Consider the following 14,427-nt stretch of genomic DNA (forward strand, 5'->3'; position numbering starts at 1 on the left):
ATCTTATGGGGTCAGTCCCAAGTCTGGATGTTTTCTTATTTCACAAACCCAAGCAGCATTTCACGGATGATTTTGCTGGCTGTGTTTGCCGTTTGTTCTGAGTGGTCATACACTGGTGCGACTTCCACTAGATCAGCGCCCTTCACGTTTACTTCTGAGCGCGCAATTTCATGGACGGATGCAAGCAGTTCTTTAGACGTGATGCCCCCTGCGTCAACCGTTCCCGTTCCCGGTGCATGTGCAGGGTCTAATACGTCAATGTCGATTGTGACATATACCGGACGGCCCGCAAGCTTCGGAAGCACTTCTTTCAGCGGTTCAAGCACTTCGAATTTTGAAATGTGCATGCCGTTTTGCTTCGCCCATTCAAACTCTTCCTTCATGCCGGAACGGATTCCGAATGAGTACACATTTTGCGGTCCGATCAATTCTGCCGCTTTGCGGATCGGCGTGGAGTGAGAAAGCGGTTCTCCCTCATAATCAACGCGAAGATCTGTATGCGCATCAAAATGGATAATCGCAAGGTCTGGATATTTCTTGTACATTGCTTTAATGACAGGCCATGACACGAGGTGCTCCCCGCCCATGCCCATTGGGAATTTTCCTTTTTCTAATATACTGTCCACATATTCCTCAATCATATCAAGGCTTCGCTGCGGATTTCCGAACGGCAGCGGAATGTCGCCGGCGTCAAAGAAGTTTAAATCGGCCAGATCACGGTCTAAATACGGGCTGTATTCTTCAAGGCCGATTGACACCTCGCGGATTCTGCTAGGGCCAAAGCGTGAGCCCGGACGATAGCTGACCGTCCAGTCCATTGGCATGCCGTAAAGGATGGCGTCCGCCCCCTCCCACTCGGGACGGCTCGCAATAAATACTTTTCCTGAATAAGCTTCATCAAATCTCATCTATAATACCCTCGCTTTCCTGTAAAAAAGCGCAAGATTCGCTCCTGCGCCATACCTTCATTATTTAATCAGGTCACTCACAAATTTCGGCAGAACAAACGCCGCTTTATGAATATCTTTTGTGTAATATTTCGTATCAATTTCGAAGAAACGGCTATCTTCTACTGCAAGCGGATCATATTTTTTCGAACCGATTGTAAATGTCCACAAGCCGCTTGGATATGTTGGAATGTTAGCCGTATACAGTTTCGTAATCGGGAAGATTTCCTTCACGTCGCGCTGTACATTTGTGATTAATTCCGGTGTAAACCATGGGTTGTCCGTCTGAGCGACGAAAATGCCGTCTTCTTTCAGTGCCTTCGCGATTCCCGCGTAGAATCCTTTTGTAAACAGGTTTACAGCCGGCCCGACAGGTTCAGTTGAATCCACCATGATCACGTCATATTGATTTTCAGATTTCGCAATGTGCATAAATCCGTCATCCACCTGCACATCAACGCGTGGATCATCCAGCTTTCCTGCGATAGAAGGAAGGAACTTTTTAGAGTATTCAATAACCTTGCCGTCAATATCAACAAGCGTCGCTTTTTTCACGCTCGGATGCTTCAGGATTTCTCTGATGACGCCGCCGTCACCGCCGCCGACTACAAGAACGTGCTCAGGATTTGGGTGCGTAAATAACGGCACATGCGCTACCATTTCGTGATAAACGAACTCGTCTTTTTCAGATGTCATCACCATGCCGTCCAAAAACAGCATGTTGCCGAACTCTTCTGTTTCCACCATTTCTAAATGCTGAAACTCTGTTTGTTCTGTATGTAACGTTTTGTTAACCTTCATCGTAATGCCAAAGTTTTTCGTCTGCTTCTCTGTGTACCAAAGTTCGCTCAATTGTCATCTCCCTTTCAAGGCTGTATTCATTTATTGTAAGCGTCTTATCAGCTTTTATTCTACGGTTGAAATCTCATTTTCACCTAAGGAAAAAGTATAGAGGATGGCGGGGAAAAAGTAAAGATACGTCCTGTTTTGTGATGTTTAAAAATAATCTTTTTTTCTCATAATAGTAGAAACATAAAAAAAGGGGGAACCCGTTGTGGATGCAATGACAAATAAACGGCTGAGACTGACGCTGAAAACCGTTCGCGCCTTTATCTTTTTAGGGGCTTTGGCGGCCTTAGCGGCAGCTGCTGTGTTTATGACTGTCATTTTGATTGCCAAATACCAGGGCGCTCCTTCCGTGCAAGTGCCGCAATCCACGATTTTGTATGCGAGTGACGGCTCAAAGCTCGGGGAAACGAATTTCGGTGAAAAGCGCTATTGGGTCCCCTTAAAGGACATGAATCCGATGATTGTAAAAGCGACAGTTGCGGTTGAAGACCAGAATTTCTACGAGCATCACGGTTTTGATTATAAACGCATGGCCGGTGCGGCGCTTGCTGATCTGAAAGCATTTGCCAAGGTTCAGGGTGCCAGTACCATCACCCAGCAATATGCGAGAAACTTATACCTTGAACACGATAAAACGTGGAAACGGAAATGGAATGAGGCGTTCTACACAATTCGTCTGGAACAGAACTATTCTAAGGACGAGATATTAGAAGGCTATTTAAATACGATTTACTACGGCCATGGCGCCTACGGCATTGAAGCCGCTTCCCGCCTGTATTTCGGCAAGCATGCAAAAAATCTGACAGATGCGGAGGCTGCGCTTTTGGCGGGTATCCCAAAAGGCCCTTCCGGCTATTCGCCGTATGTCAATGAAACAAAGGCCAAGGAGCGCCAGAAAACGATTGTGCGGATGATGGAAAAGCAGCGGATGATCAGCCATAGGAAAGCGGATGAACTCATGAAAGAACCTCTTTCTTATCAGCCTTTGAATAAACAAGTTTCCAAGAAAAAAGCCCCTTATTTCTATGACAATGCGATGAGAGAGCTGGAGAAAAAGCTCGGCCTGACGCGGGAGCAAATTGAAACGAGCGGGTTAAACGTCTATACGACGGTAGATAAACGGATGCAGCGCATAGCTGAGGAGACCATTACCGAAACCGTCAACTCTGGCTCTGACATTCAAGTCGGGTTTTCAGCCATTGATCCCCGCACAGGAAACGTTCTCGCTCTTGTCGGTGGCAGGGATTATCATAAAAGCCCGTTTGACCGGACGACACAGGCGAAGCGCCAGCCTGCTTCGACAATTAAGCCGTTACTGTACTATAAGGCGATTCAGAGCGGATTTACGCCAGTTACCTTGATGAAAAGCGAAGAAACCGAGTTTCAAATTGATGCAAAGGGAGAAACCTATTCTCCAAGCAACTATAACGGATACTATGCCAACAGGCCGATTACGCTTCTGCAGGCGCTGGCGCTTTCCGACAACATTTACGCTGTGAAAACACATCTCTTTCTCGGCATGAACAAGCTCGTACAGGCGGCAGAGGAATTCGGCATCACCGCGCAGCTACAAGCACTGCCGTCCCTGGCGCTCGGTACCGAGCCCGTGCGCCCGATTGAGATGGTCAATGCCTATGCCATGCTCGCAAATGGCGGGAAGCAAATCGAACCGACCTTTATTTCGAGGGTCACGGACGCAGCGGGACATGTGCTGTATGAAAACCCGAATCAGCATAAACAAGTGCTCGATGAAAAAGCCGCTTTTATCACGGCGAGTATGATGACAGGCATGTTTGATCCGGATTTAAACGGCTATACGTCGGTAACCGGACGGATGATCGCCAACCGCCTGACAAGAACGTATGCGGGAAAATCAGGAACCACAAGCGCAGACAGCTGGATGATTGGTTTCAATCCGAAGCTGGCCGCAGGTGTTTGGACGGGCTATGATAAAAACAGCACCATCGACTCGGTCGAAGAAAAAAGCTATGCCAAAACGATTTGGGCTGACTTTATGGAGGATGCGCTCAAAGGAGAACCGGAAACTGCATTCAAACCGCCAAAAGGCGTAACCGGCGTGTACATTGATCCGGTAACAGGCTACACGTCAGGCCCCGGCTGCGCAGCCAAGCACTACACGTATTTTGTGAAAGGCACTGAGCCATCAAACGTATGCTATGGGGCAGAACCAGCAAAACAAACAAAAGACCTGCATCCAGTCAAAGAGAAGCCTGCTTCACCGAAAAAGTGGTGGGACAAATGGCTGGGGCGGAATCATTGAAAATAACCCGTCTCCTCGGAGGCGGGTTATTCGCATGGTTTCGTACATCATCTTACACTTACAAAATGAAAAACCCCGAGTCTTGGTTCGGCTCGGGATTTTCCATGTCCTATTTCTGTATCACCAGTTTACTCAATGTTTACGAAAAATAGTTCAAATTTTCTAAAAGTTCACAGAAAGTTCACAATTTAATTGTCTTCCGGAAGCAGGCCGGTTTTTAATTCATCTGGGGAGCGGTCCCATAGACCCTGATCATGCTTTTTCAGAAACTCGCCGAGCACACGCTTCGAGCTGTCATCCATTTTATCAATGATAATTTTTCGTTTCATTGATTTATCCATTAGATTCACATGCTCAGGCAACGATTTGTAGCCTCTTCTGATGCTTCTGTCGACCGTTAGTTCACAAGCTGTCACGCCTGCGTAATAAGGCCCCTCTTCTCTTCTGTCAATCGTCACCCATACAAGCCAGTATGGTTTGCCGTTTGGAACTTCTTCTTTATTCGGCAGAAATTTAATTCCTTTTTCAACGGTGCTGCGGGCGTGCATGGCACCGATGTCAACGAACGCTTCTTTTTCCTCTACATCGACGAATACAGGGGAAATGTTATCGAGGCTGAGTGCCCCTACACCGAAACCGCCATGTCCGTCTGTCGGATCACTTTTGATAATATTAAACCCGATTGATTTTTTCTTTTTTTCTTCCATGAGTTCTACCTCCTACAAAAGCGGTTGAAATATCGCTGAAAACAGCTGTAAAATCCGATCTCTTCCGGCATTTAGCAGTGGCCAAAGCACGTAAGATCCGAGCGGTGTCACAAACAGAACCAAAAAGACGATAAAGCCGTAGTTCTCCGCCTGCGTCATCTTGACACGCACTCCCGGGGGAACGAGATCTTCGATTATTCGATACCCATCGAGCGGAGGAAGCGGCAGCAGATTAAATAAAAACAAAACAAGATTCAGCTGTATCCAAATGGAAAAGAACTGATCAAGCCCCGTGCTGAATGCCGCAAGCAGCTCCATTCCGTATGCATGCATCAACACTAACAAAAAGAAACCGATAAACGCAAGAATCAGGTTACTGACGGGTCCGGCAATAGATACAAGCACGCCGGCAAGCCGAGGATTCTTAAAGAAGCGGCGATTAACGGGAATAGGGCGCGCCCATCCGAAGCCGGCCACCAGAATCAAAATGGTTCCGAACGGATCAAGGTGTTTAATGGGATTGAGCGTCAGTCTTCCTTGTTTTTTCGCCGTATCGTCACCGAACTTGTATGCGACATAAGCGTGGGCAAGCTCATGCACCGTAAACGACACAATTAACGTGATGACGAGGTATGGCATTAACGATAACGGATAATATAAAAAACGGTCCAAGTGTGATATCCCTCTTTCTAAAAATGCAAGAATTTACTTTATTCAGTATACTATAAGAAGCCTCTTTTTCTAAAGAGAGGAAACGAGATAAAGGAGGATTCAGCATCCATGCCATACGTAACTGTCAAAATGCTCGAAGGCCGTACAGACGAGCAGAAACGCAATCTTGTCGAGAAAGTAACAGAAGCCGTAAAGGAAACAACCGGTGCCTCTGAAGAAAAAATTGTTGTATTTATAGAAGAAATGAGAAAAGACCATTATGCTGTCGCAGGCAAACGCCTGAGTGATATGGAATAATCTCTATAAAGCCGGCGTTTCGCACACCGGCTCTTTCTATCCCTATTGGGTAAGCTTCCCAATAATCGCTAAGAACGTCTTTTTCTCTTCGTTTGTTAAACGCTCAAACATGCCGTCAATCAGCTGCTGGCGGTTTTCGATCATTTGTTCAGCTGTTCCCCGGCCCGATTCAGAAAGCGTAATCCATACAGTACGGCGGTCATTGTTATTTCTGGATCTTTCAATAAACCCCTCCTGTTCTAAATGATTCAGAGCGGTGGTTGTGGCTGAGGGAGACAGTGTGACCTCCTTCAGAATATCCTTTATTGTGCAGCTCCCATGTCTGTATATAATCCGCAGAATAAATCCTCTTACATTATTCATGTGTTTCGGAACAGTGGCTTCATCCAGTTGCTTCGTGCTTTTCAAGTATTTTGTAAGTGCGTGATCCAGCAAATTTGCTTCCAGTTTGTCATGGTCCATGTCAATTTCCCCATTTCGAGATGCATTCATAACATACGAACGATAGATTTACTTATTATTTTACTGATTCCGGATAGGGAAAGTCAAAAAAGCAAAATGAGAATTCACAGCTTTTCTCCTAGATACTTCGATTTTCCACCTGTTTGACAAGTTTATCTTTAAACGTCTGAAAAGGGACGTGTTCATTCTGCTGACTTCTGAATTGGCGGACGTTTACCGCACCTTCCTGCTCTTCGTGATCCCCAAGCACCAGCACGTACGTGATTTTCTGTACCTGCGACTCTCTGATTTTATAGCCCAGCTTCTCATTACGCTCATCTATGCGGGCTCTTATCCCCAGCTGCCTCAGCTCTGTCTGCACCTTTCTGCAATAGTCCAAATGAACGTGCGAGACCGGTATGATTTGAACCTGGATCGGTGCAAGCCAGACGGGAAATGCCCCTCCGAAATGCTCGATCAAAATGCCGAAGAACCGGTCGATCGAGCCGAATATCGCTCTGTGTATGATAACAGGACGAACTTTTTCATTGTGTTCATCAATATATGTTAAATCAAATTTTTCCGGCATTTGAAAATCAAGCTGTATTGTCGCGCATTGGTGGCTTCGTTTCAGGGCATCTTTGATGTGAAAATCAATTTTCGGCCCGTAAAACGCCCCGTCACCTTCATTAACCTCATAAGACAGGTTAAGTTCCTCAAGGACGCCTGCTAAGGCGCGTTCCGACGCTTCCCAAAGGCTGTCATCGCCTAATGAATCTGCCGGGCGAGTCGAGAGTTCGACCGAATACTCGAAGCCAAAAGTACGATATACCTCGTCAATCAGCCGAATCGCTTCTTTAATCTCACTCTCAATCTGATCGTCTCGAACGAAGATATGGGCGTCATCCTGGCAGAACGTCCGGACGCGTAGCATTCCGTTTAAAGCACCGCTGTATTCATGGCGGTGCACCTGACCGAATTCCGCCATTCGAATCGGCAGATCCCGATACGAATACAGGCTGTTTTTAAAGATGAGCATATGGCCGGGACAATTCATCGGCTTCATTGCGAATCTTGTATCATCCACTTCTGAAAAATACATATTGTCACGATAATGATCCCAGTGGCCTGACTGTTCCCATAACCGCTGATTCATCATAAACGGCGTACGGACCTCCTCGTAGCCAGCCTTTGTTTGCAGCTCACGCGAGAAGTGTTCCAGCTCATTGCGGATAATCTGCCCTTTCGGCAAATAAAACGGCATCCCCGGCGCTTCTTCAGAAAACATAAACAGCTCTAATTGTTTGCCCAGCTTGCGATGGTCTCGTTTTGCCGCCTCTTCCAGCATATGGAGGTGTGCATCGAGATCTTTTTTCTTAAGAAACGCAACCCCGTACACCCGCTGCAGGACTTCATTTTCGCTGTCTCCACGCCAATAAGCGCCCGATACTCTTGTCAGTTTGAACGCCTTGATCATTCCTGTAGAAGGAAGATGCGGCCCGCGGCACAGGTCAACGAATTCTCCCTGCTGATACAGTGTAATATCCTCTCCGGGCGGAATATCCTTCAACATCTCCAGCTTAAACAGCTCGCCTTTTTTGGCAAATAGCTCTTCAGCCTCTTCGTAAGAAACCTCAATTCGTTTGATTTCAAGGTTCTCATTTATAATATTCATCATTTCTTTTTCGATGGCCTCTAAATCTCCTGATGTCAAGCTTTGCTCCAGCTTTATGTCATAGTAGAAGCCGTCTTCAATCACTGGACCTATCCCCAATGACACTTCTCCGTACAGACGTTTCACTGCTTGAGCGAGTACGTGCGCTGATGTGTGGCGAAGCACCTGCAAGCCTTCTTGGGAATCAAGTGTGACAATCGAAAGCTCAGCATCCTCCTCCAGCTTAAAGCTAAGATCAACGAGCTTGCCGTTGACCTGACCCGCAGCCGCCTTCTTTTGCAAACTGGAACTGATAGAACCAGCCGCTTCTTTGATTGTGATGCCTTTCGGATATTGCTTGATCTGTCCGTCCGGAAGCTGAATGTGCACTTGTTTACTCATTTTTAAAATCATTGTTGGATATAAAAAAACACACCCGTCCCGCTGAAAGGGACGAGTGTGTGATGACCCGTGGTTCCACCCAAGTTCCCGACAAACGATATATTGTCGGCTCGGTGCTGTAACGCAGCATAGACGGCATTGGATACTTCAGTTCCCCAATGCTGCTCCAAGGCGGTAAATGATATCCCTAAGCTGGGAAGCTCTCACCTTTTCTTCCCTCTCTGAAAACCGTAAATATCATTCATGTCCTTTTCTTCACATGTATTCAATTCATAAAAAAACACACCCGTCCCCCTGAAAGGGACGAGTGTGTGATGTACCCGTGGTTCCACCCAAATTCCCGACAAACGCTATGTTGCCGGCTCGGTGCTGTAACGCAGCATAGACGGCATTGGATACTTTTAGTTCCCCAATGCTGCTCCAAGGCGGTAAATGATCATCCTAAGCTGGGAAGCTCTCACCCTTCCTTCCCTCTCTGAAAACCGTAATGATCATTCATGTCCTTTTCATCGCATGTATTTAGTTCATAAAAAAACACATCCATCCCTCTAGAAGGGACGAATGTGTTTATAATCCGTGGTTCCACCCAAATTCCCGATCAACACACATGGTGTATCGGCTTTAAGGTGCTTTAACGCAGCATGACGGTACCAGATACTTGATTTCCCCGATACGGCTCAAAGGCGGTAAGCTGCTTTCCCTGCGTTAGGAAGATCTCAGCAGTCCTTCCCTCTCTGGAAACCGTAAAAAGCATCTCATGTCCTTATCAAAGCCTGTATACATTACTGATTGTTTAATGATTTCATATATTTTACAATACATTTTCTGAAACCGCAAACGGTTTTGTTAAAAAAAAGCAAAAGAAACGGAGCATTTCTTTTGCTCGGTATGGTTAACAAATTTGCTTCAGTTCTTCTATGTATCGAAGCGCTTCGTCATATTCTTCGTTTGTATATTTTTGTTTGCTTTTGATTGTAAAGACTTTTTCTTTCTTTTCCTCGGCCTCAAGCCCGTCAAAGTAAAGGATCGTGGAAACCAGCTCTAAAAACCGTGATGAACGGCTGTTGACACTGTCGATATAGCCTTTGATATCCGGCATATCGAGATCAGCATGGTCTAAAAATGCGGAGCCTGTCTCAGTCAGCGAATAACGGTATTGAAAGTAGCCGCCCTTTTTTTCCTTCACCTCATGCAGAAATCCAAGGTTGCACAGCTCTTCAATCTGGAGCGTCAGTTCCTCTGAATATGGTCCGTAAAAGTGAAAATCATATTTCTCATAGAAAGGAAACTCCATTTTCTTCGCAATATAAATCATTTTCTGCAGCTTCTTCCGCCCGATGATTTCTCCAGAATCCGAGAACACCTTCATCAGTTTTGCATGTTCTTTCAACAAATTCCCGACATCTCCTTTTTCCTTCTTTCCAATTTCTATGTCAGTCCCAGCAGCTGCCGGATTTTCATTTTCGCTTCCGGATGTTCAGAGCCGTCACAAATCAGGTCCTTCGGATAGTACAGCTTGTGGTCCGTCCGCCGTTTTCCGGAGATGGATTCCACGATAGCCGACTGTCTGGACAGCTCTTTAATTTGGCCGTTTTGCGTCAAGAGATGGATCGGCAGACGCTCCTCTTCCTCTCCCGGACGGTAAAAATCGTATGGCAAATCTGAAGAAGAATCGACAACCAAATAATAGCTCGGATCGATTCCCGCCTCTTTGAACAATGAAGTCAGCTCAAAATAAGCCGACATTTCTTCATTCGGATTGAATTCAACGTATTGGAACAACTGGCGGTTAATGAATCTGCGGCACAAATCTGATAAAATCGCGTCTTCTTCATCCTCCCAGGCCTGGAAGTAATACAAAATAATAGACTCATCCAGCTTCACATAATCCTCCAGCGTCAATTTCCCTTCAAAAATAGAATAGAAATGAACCGGAGCGTGAGTGAAGACATAGCCTTCATCGTGCAGTTGCTTCGCCCTGTGAAGAATCTTCGTTAAAATAACCTCTGCGCTTCTTGTCACAGGATGGAAATACACCTGCCAGTACATTTGGTAGCGGCTCATGATATAGTCTTCGACAGCGTGCATCCCGCTTTCCTTAATGACGATCTGATCCTCGCGCGGGCGCATCACCCGAAGAATCCGCTCCATATCAAAATGCCCGTAGCTGACGCCCGTATAATATGCGTCGCGTTGCAGGTAATCCATGCGGTCTGCGTCTATCTGACTCGAAATCAGGCTGACCACTTGCTTATTTTTATATGTTTTGGCAATGACTTCAGCAACATCCTGCGGGAAACGCGGGCTCACCTTTCTGAGCACCTGATTGACCTCTGTGTCCCCCAAAATGATATCTCTTGTAAAATCTTCGTGGTCTAGATGAAAGACTTTTTCAAATGAATGTGAGAACGGCCCATGCCCGAGATCATGAAGCAGCGCCGCGGCCAAACAGAGTTCTCGCTCACTGTCATCCCATTCAGGGCGGCCTTTAAAGACGTCATCAACCATTCTCCTGACAATTTCATAGACACCGAGAGAATGGTTGAACCGGCTATGCTCAGCGCCGTGGAACGTCAAATACGTCGTGCCGAGCTGCTTAATTCTGCGGAGACGCTGAAATTCGCGGGTTCCAATTAAATCCCATATCAGCTTGTCCCGAACATGAACATAGCGGTGCACCGGATCTTTAAACACTTTTTCTTCTGATAATTTTCCATTTGGATACGCCATCGTCATTCCCTCTTTTTTTTAGCCGTGTTTCTATTATATCGACTCTATTCTTTGAAAACATCCTTGAATTTGTCCGGCGATTTGTTCCATCTTTACGAAAAACACGTTATGTGAAGCAAAAAAGCCTGACCTGAGGGCCGAGGCTATGAAAAAATATGTTTTTATTTTTTTATTTTCTTTTTTACTTTGTCAATCAGCTCATCCTCTGTCGGAGCTGACAGCGGGCGATTGTTCACAAAAGCAAATGATTTTTTCCGTCCGGGTCCGCAATAAGATTGGCATCCTACCTCAACCTTTGCGTCCGGGTCCACTTCTTTTAAACGCGGCAGCAATGTTTTGATATTAGTGGCTTGGCAATCATCACACACTCGAAATTCATTAGCCATGACGTACGCTTCCCTTCATTTCTATGTTCATCTATGTGAATAACCTAAAATCACTTTTCAAAAAAATCACATCGCTCTTCATTTTACAAGGATTCGGCTGTTCCTGCAAGCCGCTCCATCCTTCGTATCTCCTAGTCTTTCAGCCAACTTGTATAAATATTTTCCAAACTGGACATTCTAATACCATGAAAAGAAAAATGGGAGTTGAGATAAATGACAAAACAGCGACAAGACGCTTGGTCAGAGGAAAACGATCTGCTTTTAGCCGAAACAGTGCTTCGGCATGTGAGGGAGGGCAGCACTCAGCTGAACGCCTTTGAAGAAGTCGGAGATAAATTAAACCGGACATCTGCAGCCTGCGGATTCAGATGGAACGCGGTAGTTCGCCATCAATATGAAAAAGCGCTTCAGCTTGCGAAAAAACAACGAAAACAGCGGATGAGAGCGCTCGGAAACGGGCAACCTGCGAAAAAAAGGTTATTATATCAGCCTCCTGCGGTTGAACCTGAAATCATTCAAGATTCCGCTCCAGAGGAGACTGTTAAAACAGACGCACCTTCAGCTGAAAATGAGCAGCAGCCTTTCATGTCAGGCGAACACATGCCTTTTGTGGATGAAAGCTTTAAGGAAGAGTTAGCTAGTCTATCACACTTATTGTCTCCCCAAACCCCTGCAGCTGCACCTGAGATGACAATGAACGATGTGATCCGTTTTCTGCAGAATTACGATGGCAATAACGAGCAATCATCAGCTTTAAAAATGGAAAATGAGCGTTTAAAGAAAGAAAATCAGGAATTGCAAAGCAAAACGGAACAGCTTGAGGCAGAAGTACAAAAGCTTGAAAAAGACCAAAAGACGATCCAAGAAGATTATGAAACCTTGGTGAAAATTATGAATAGAGCCAGAAAGCTAGTTTTATTTGAAGAAGATGAACATGCCTCTCCGTCCTTCAAAATGGACCGAAACGGCAATTTAGAAAAAATGGCAGAGTAAGTTAGAAAAATCCCAAAACAGCAGCTGGTTTTGGGATTTTTACCATGTGTAAAATCCCCTTTTCCATTGTGAAAAGAGGATTTTATTATTTTGCAGCTGGCTCCGCTATTCTTGTAAAATGAGGCCAAGCTTATGCGAATCTATTAAGACATGTGAGCTGCCTCAGCCGTTTTTTGTTTCCGAGGCGCAGCGGAAATGACCAGAAGCCCAAGCATCATCAGTGCAATGCCGAGCCACGAGGAAAGTGAAAGTATTTCTCCTATGAAAAACACGCCCAGCAATGAGGCAGTCAGCGGTTCAGCTAAAGACAGCGTGACCGCCGCCGAGGCCGGAACCCCGGTAAGGCCTTTCACAAACAAAAAGTATGCGGCACATGTTGCTATTAGACCGATGTAAAGACTCGTCCCCAATCCTCTCGGGGTCAATATCCACGAGATATCTGACTGCCATAAAAGCGGCGTCAGCAAGATGGCGCTAATCATAAAAACAACGGCGGAAGTCGCTCGCGGAGGCTGGGTTTTCATCATCGCTTTACTGATAAGCGTATAGCCCGCAAAAGAAGCACCCGCTCCGAGCGCCATAAGAACGCCAGCCACATCAACTCGAACATTGGAACCATCGGAAAACAGGAGCCAGCAACCGGCTAAAGCCAGCACAGTCGCGATCCACCAAGAATTTCGCGGACGTTTTTTTAATACGGCCCATTCCATGCTTCCGGCAATGATAGGTGCACTGCCGATCGCAATTACAGTGCCCACCGCGATTCCTGTTTCTTTAACGGCTGTGAAAAACAGCGGCTGATAACACGCCATACAAACCGCTGCCGCTAACACGAGCGGCCATGACCAATTTTTCACGTGAAGCTCTCGGCTGATCCAAACCGCAAGCAGCATGGCGCTTCCTCCTATTAATAATCTGAACGCTCCGAATGCCAGCGGTGTGGAGCTTTCTGGAGCCATCGCCTGGATGGTTCCCGTGGTTCCCCAGAAGAAAGCCGCGATCAGCACAAACAGGCTGTAAACATTCCCTTTCATCTGCCTCTCCCCTTTGTATATGGATGCTGATGTCATTTTATCGTTTTTCTTTTTGTCAGGGTTATCTGAATGTAAGAAGGATTTATCTGAAAATAAGATTGTTGGGGATAACATACCGCTTGATATAAAAAATGCATGCCGGCCATACAGCTGGCATGCGAAGAACATTCACCCAAATACCTTTGCATTCCGCTCAGCCATCCGGACGAGGTTTTTCTCAAATTCCATTTCCTCATCAATGGACAGTCCGGCTGAGTAAAGATGGGTGCTTAACGCTTTTAATTCTGTCAGTAAAGCGAACATTAGGTCTTGTACGGAGATGTCTGTTTGCAGTAGCTCGCTTAAGGACGCCATCGTTTCCGGACGTAACTCCGGATAGACGCCTTTTTTATCGTTTCGTTTGTCCTTCAGCGCTGCTTGGTAGAATCGTCTGATCACATCAGCTCTTTCACTGCCGCTTTTATCCGCGCAAAGATAAATTTGAACAGCGACTCCGCCTCGAACGCGCCTTTGAGAGATGCCGGCGAATTTTTTGCCATTTATGCTAAGGTCATAGCTCCCGGGACAATAGGATCCTTCAATTTCATAGGCTTCGATCTTAGCGTTGTACGGTTTCAATATCCGTCTCATCAGCTCAACCATCGCTTCGTATCCTTTATCTATATCGATGCCTTTCTTTTCGTCCTCGAATATGAGAGAAATATTTAAAACGCCTTCATCCAAAACGACGGCAAGACCGCCGGAATTTCGTACAATTACACGGTACCCTTCATTCTCCAGGAAGGCGATACCGTCCTGCAAAAACGGGAGGCGCGTATCCTGTATTCCAAGGACAATTGTATCGTGGTGAACCCATGAGCGCACTGTCGCCGGCGACACGCCTTTTCCGACAGACATGCACAGCGTATCATCCATCGCAAAGGATTGTTTTGCATCAAATAAAGGGCCGAGACTGGATTGGTCAATAACTCTCCATGTCGGCTGCATCAGTAAATCAATCGGTTGGTTTGCCATCTATGTAAAACCCTTTCATG

The 14,427-nt window shown here is 46.0% G+C and carries 15 protein-coding genes and 2 other annotated features; of the genes, 3 read left to right on the forward strand and 12 right to left on the reverse strand.

Features of this window, described 5'->3' with window-relative positions:
* Positions 1–35: 35 nt before the first annotated feature.
* Together speB and speE are read right to left on the reverse strand one after the other, a co-directional pair.
* A complete protein-coding gene (speB, locus tag MOF34_RS07840; protein ID WP_019716081.1) occupies positions 36–908 on the reverse strand; it encodes an agmatinase in 873 nt (290 codons plus the stop codon).
* Between the two features lie 60 nt (positions 909–968).
* Complete coding sequence (gene speE, locus MOF34_RS07845; protein WP_003222027.1) at positions 969–1,799, reverse strand: spermidine synthase; 831 nt, start codon at positions 1,797–1,799, stop codon at positions 969–971.
* Positions 1,800–2,001: 202 nt separating this feature from the next.
* Between speE and MOF34_RS07850 the strand changes: the two genes are divergently transcribed.
* Complete coding sequence (locus MOF34_RS07850) at positions 2,002–4,077, forward strand: transglycosylase domain-containing protein (RefSeq protein ID WP_268399622.1); 2,076 nt, start codon at positions 2,002–2,004, stop codon at positions 4,075–4,077.
* A 188-nt stretch (positions 4,078–4,265) separates the two neighbouring features.
* Here MOF34_RS07850 and MOF34_RS07855 read toward each other — a convergent pair whose 3' ends face one another.
* A complete protein-coding gene (locus MOF34_RS07855) occupies positions 4,266–4,784 on the reverse strand; it encodes a YwhD family protein (RefSeq protein ID WP_019716083.1) in 519 nt (172 codons plus the stop codon).
* 12 nt (positions 4,785–4,796) lie between these two features.
* Positions 4,797–5,456 (reverse strand): site-2 protease family protein, encoded by a 660-nt coding sequence (locus MOF34_RS07860; RefSeq protein ID WP_268399623.1) that lies wholly within the window; start codon positions 5,454–5,456, stop codon positions 4,797–4,799.
* Between the two features lie 108 nt (positions 5,457–5,564).
* Between MOF34_RS07860 and MOF34_RS07865 the strand changes: the two genes are divergently transcribed.
* Positions 5,565–5,753: a 2-hydroxymuconate tautomerase gene (locus MOF34_RS07865; RefSeq protein ID WP_003222038.1), complete on the forward strand. Its 189-nt coding sequence runs from the start codon at positions 5,565–5,567 to the stop codon at positions 5,751–5,753.
* A 42-nt stretch (positions 5,754–5,795) separates the two neighbouring features.
* Here the strand turns inward: MOF34_RS07865 and MOF34_RS07870 are convergent, their stop codons facing one another.
* The 6 genes from MOF34_RS07870 to MOF34_RS07895 form a co-directional block, all read right to left on the reverse strand.
* Entirely contained in the window at positions 5,796–6,215 is a 420-nt protein-coding gene (locus MOF34_RS07870; protein WP_019716085.1) for a MarR family transcriptional regulator, read from the reverse strand.
* A 118-nt stretch (positions 6,216–6,333) separates the two neighbouring features.
* Entirely contained in the window at positions 6,334–8,250 is a 1,917-nt protein-coding gene (thrS, locus tag MOF34_RS07875) for a threonine--tRNA ligase (RefSeq protein WP_268399625.1), read from the reverse strand.
* 44 nt (positions 8,251–8,294) lie between these two features.
* Positions 8,295–8,515, reverse strand: a binding site (T-box leader).
* Positions 8,516–8,546: 31 nt separating this feature from the next.
* Positions 8,547–8,769, reverse strand: a binding site (T-box leader).
* Between the two features lie 112 nt (positions 8,770–8,881).
* Positions 8,882–9,004, reverse strand: a complete 123-nt coding sequence (locus MOF34_RS07880) for a hypothetical protein (protein ID WP_268399626.1) — start codon at positions 9,002–9,004, stop codon at positions 8,882–8,884.
* A 138-nt stretch (positions 9,005–9,142) separates the two neighbouring features.
* Complete coding sequence (locus MOF34_RS07885; RefSeq protein ID WP_268399627.1) at positions 9,143–9,643, reverse strand: YwgA family protein; 501 nt, start codon at positions 9,641–9,643, stop codon at positions 9,143–9,145.
* 35 nt (positions 9,644–9,678) lie between these two features.
* Positions 9,679–10,980 (reverse strand): HD domain-containing protein, encoded by a 1,302-nt coding sequence (locus MOF34_RS07890; RefSeq protein ID WP_019716089.1) that lies wholly within the window; start codon positions 10,978–10,980, stop codon positions 9,679–9,681.
* Between the two features lie 161 nt (positions 10,981–11,141).
* Positions 11,142–11,366, reverse strand: a complete 225-nt coding sequence (locus MOF34_RS07895) for a DUF1450 domain-containing protein (RefSeq protein WP_003222050.1) — start codon at positions 11,364–11,366, stop codon at positions 11,142–11,144.
* 213 nt (positions 11,367–11,579) lie between these two features.
* Here MOF34_RS07895 and rsfA point away from each other — a divergent pair, with 213 nt between their 5' ends.
* Positions 11,580–12,359, forward strand: a complete 780-nt coding sequence (gene rsfA / locus MOF34_RS07900) for a prespore-specific transcription regulator RsfA (protein ID WP_268399629.1) — start codon at positions 11,580–11,582, stop codon at positions 12,357–12,359.
* A gap of 143 nt (positions 12,360–12,502) precedes the next feature.
* Here rsfA and MOF34_RS07905 read toward each other — a convergent pair whose 3' ends face one another.
* Both MOF34_RS07905 and ywfL read right to left on the reverse strand, forming a co-directional pair.
* Positions 12,503–13,393, reverse strand: coding sequence for a carboxylate/amino acid/amine transporter (locus MOF34_RS07905; protein WP_268399631.1), 891 nt, complete (start codon positions 13,391–13,393; stop codon positions 12,503–12,505).
* A gap of 168 nt (positions 13,394–13,561) precedes the next feature.
* On the reverse strand, positions 13,562–14,407 hold the full coding sequence (gene ywfL / locus MOF34_RS07910) for an octanoyl-[GcvH]:protein N-octanoyltransferase (protein WP_268399632.1): 846 nt from the start codon (positions 14,405–14,407) through the stop codon (positions 13,562–13,564).
* Positions 14,408–14,427: the final 20 nt, after the last annotated feature.

The organism is Bacillus sp. T17B1, assembly GCF_026796395.1.
GTDB classification, from domain to species: Bacteria; Bacillota; Bacilli; order Bacillales; family Bacillaceae; genus Bacillus; species Bacillus spizizenii_A.

Bases quoted from the DNA above. Each gene is read 5' to 3' on its own strand.
- speB (WP_019716081.1), bottom strand. From the start codon at position 908: ATGAGATTTGATGAAGCTTATTCAGGAAAAGTATTTATTGCGAGCCGT.
- MOF34_RS07855 (WP_019716083.1), bottom strand. From the start codon at position 4,784: ATGGAAGAAAAAAAGAAAAAATCAATCGGGTTTAATATTATCAAAAGT.
- MOF34_RS07865 (WP_003222038.1), top strand. From the start codon at position 5,565: ATGCCATACGTAACTGTCAAAATGCTCGAAGGCCGTACAGACGAGCAG.
- MOF34_RS07870 (WP_019716085.1), bottom strand. From the start codon at position 6,215: ATGGACCATGACAAACTGGAAGCAAATTTGCTGGATCACGCACTTACA.
- thrS (WP_268399625.1), bottom strand. From the start codon at position 8,250: ATGAGTAAACAAGTGCACATTCAGCTTCCGGACGGACAGATCAAGCAA.
- MOF34_RS07880 (WP_268399626.1), bottom strand. From the start codon at position 9,004: ATGCTTTTTACGGTTTCCAGAGAGGGAAGGACTGCTGAGATCTTCCTA.
- MOF34_RS07890 (WP_019716089.1), bottom strand. From the start codon at position 10,980: ATGGCGTATCCAAATGGAAAATTATCAGAAGAAAAAGTGTTTAAAGAT.
- MOF34_RS07895 (WP_003222050.1), bottom strand. From the start codon at position 11,366: ATGGCTAATGAATTTCGAGTGTGTGATGATTGCCAAGCCACTAATATC.
- rsfA (WP_268399629.1), top strand. From the start codon at position 11,580: ATGACAAAACAGCGACAAGACGCTTGGTCAGAGGAAAACGATCTGCTT.
- MOF34_RS07905 (WP_268399631.1), bottom strand. From the start codon at position 13,393: ATGAAAGGGAATGTTTACAGCCTGTTTGTGCTGATCGCGGCTTTCTTC.
- ywfL (WP_268399632.1), bottom strand. From the start codon at position 14,407: ATGGCAAACCAACCGATTGATTTACTGATGCAGCCGACATGGAGAGTT.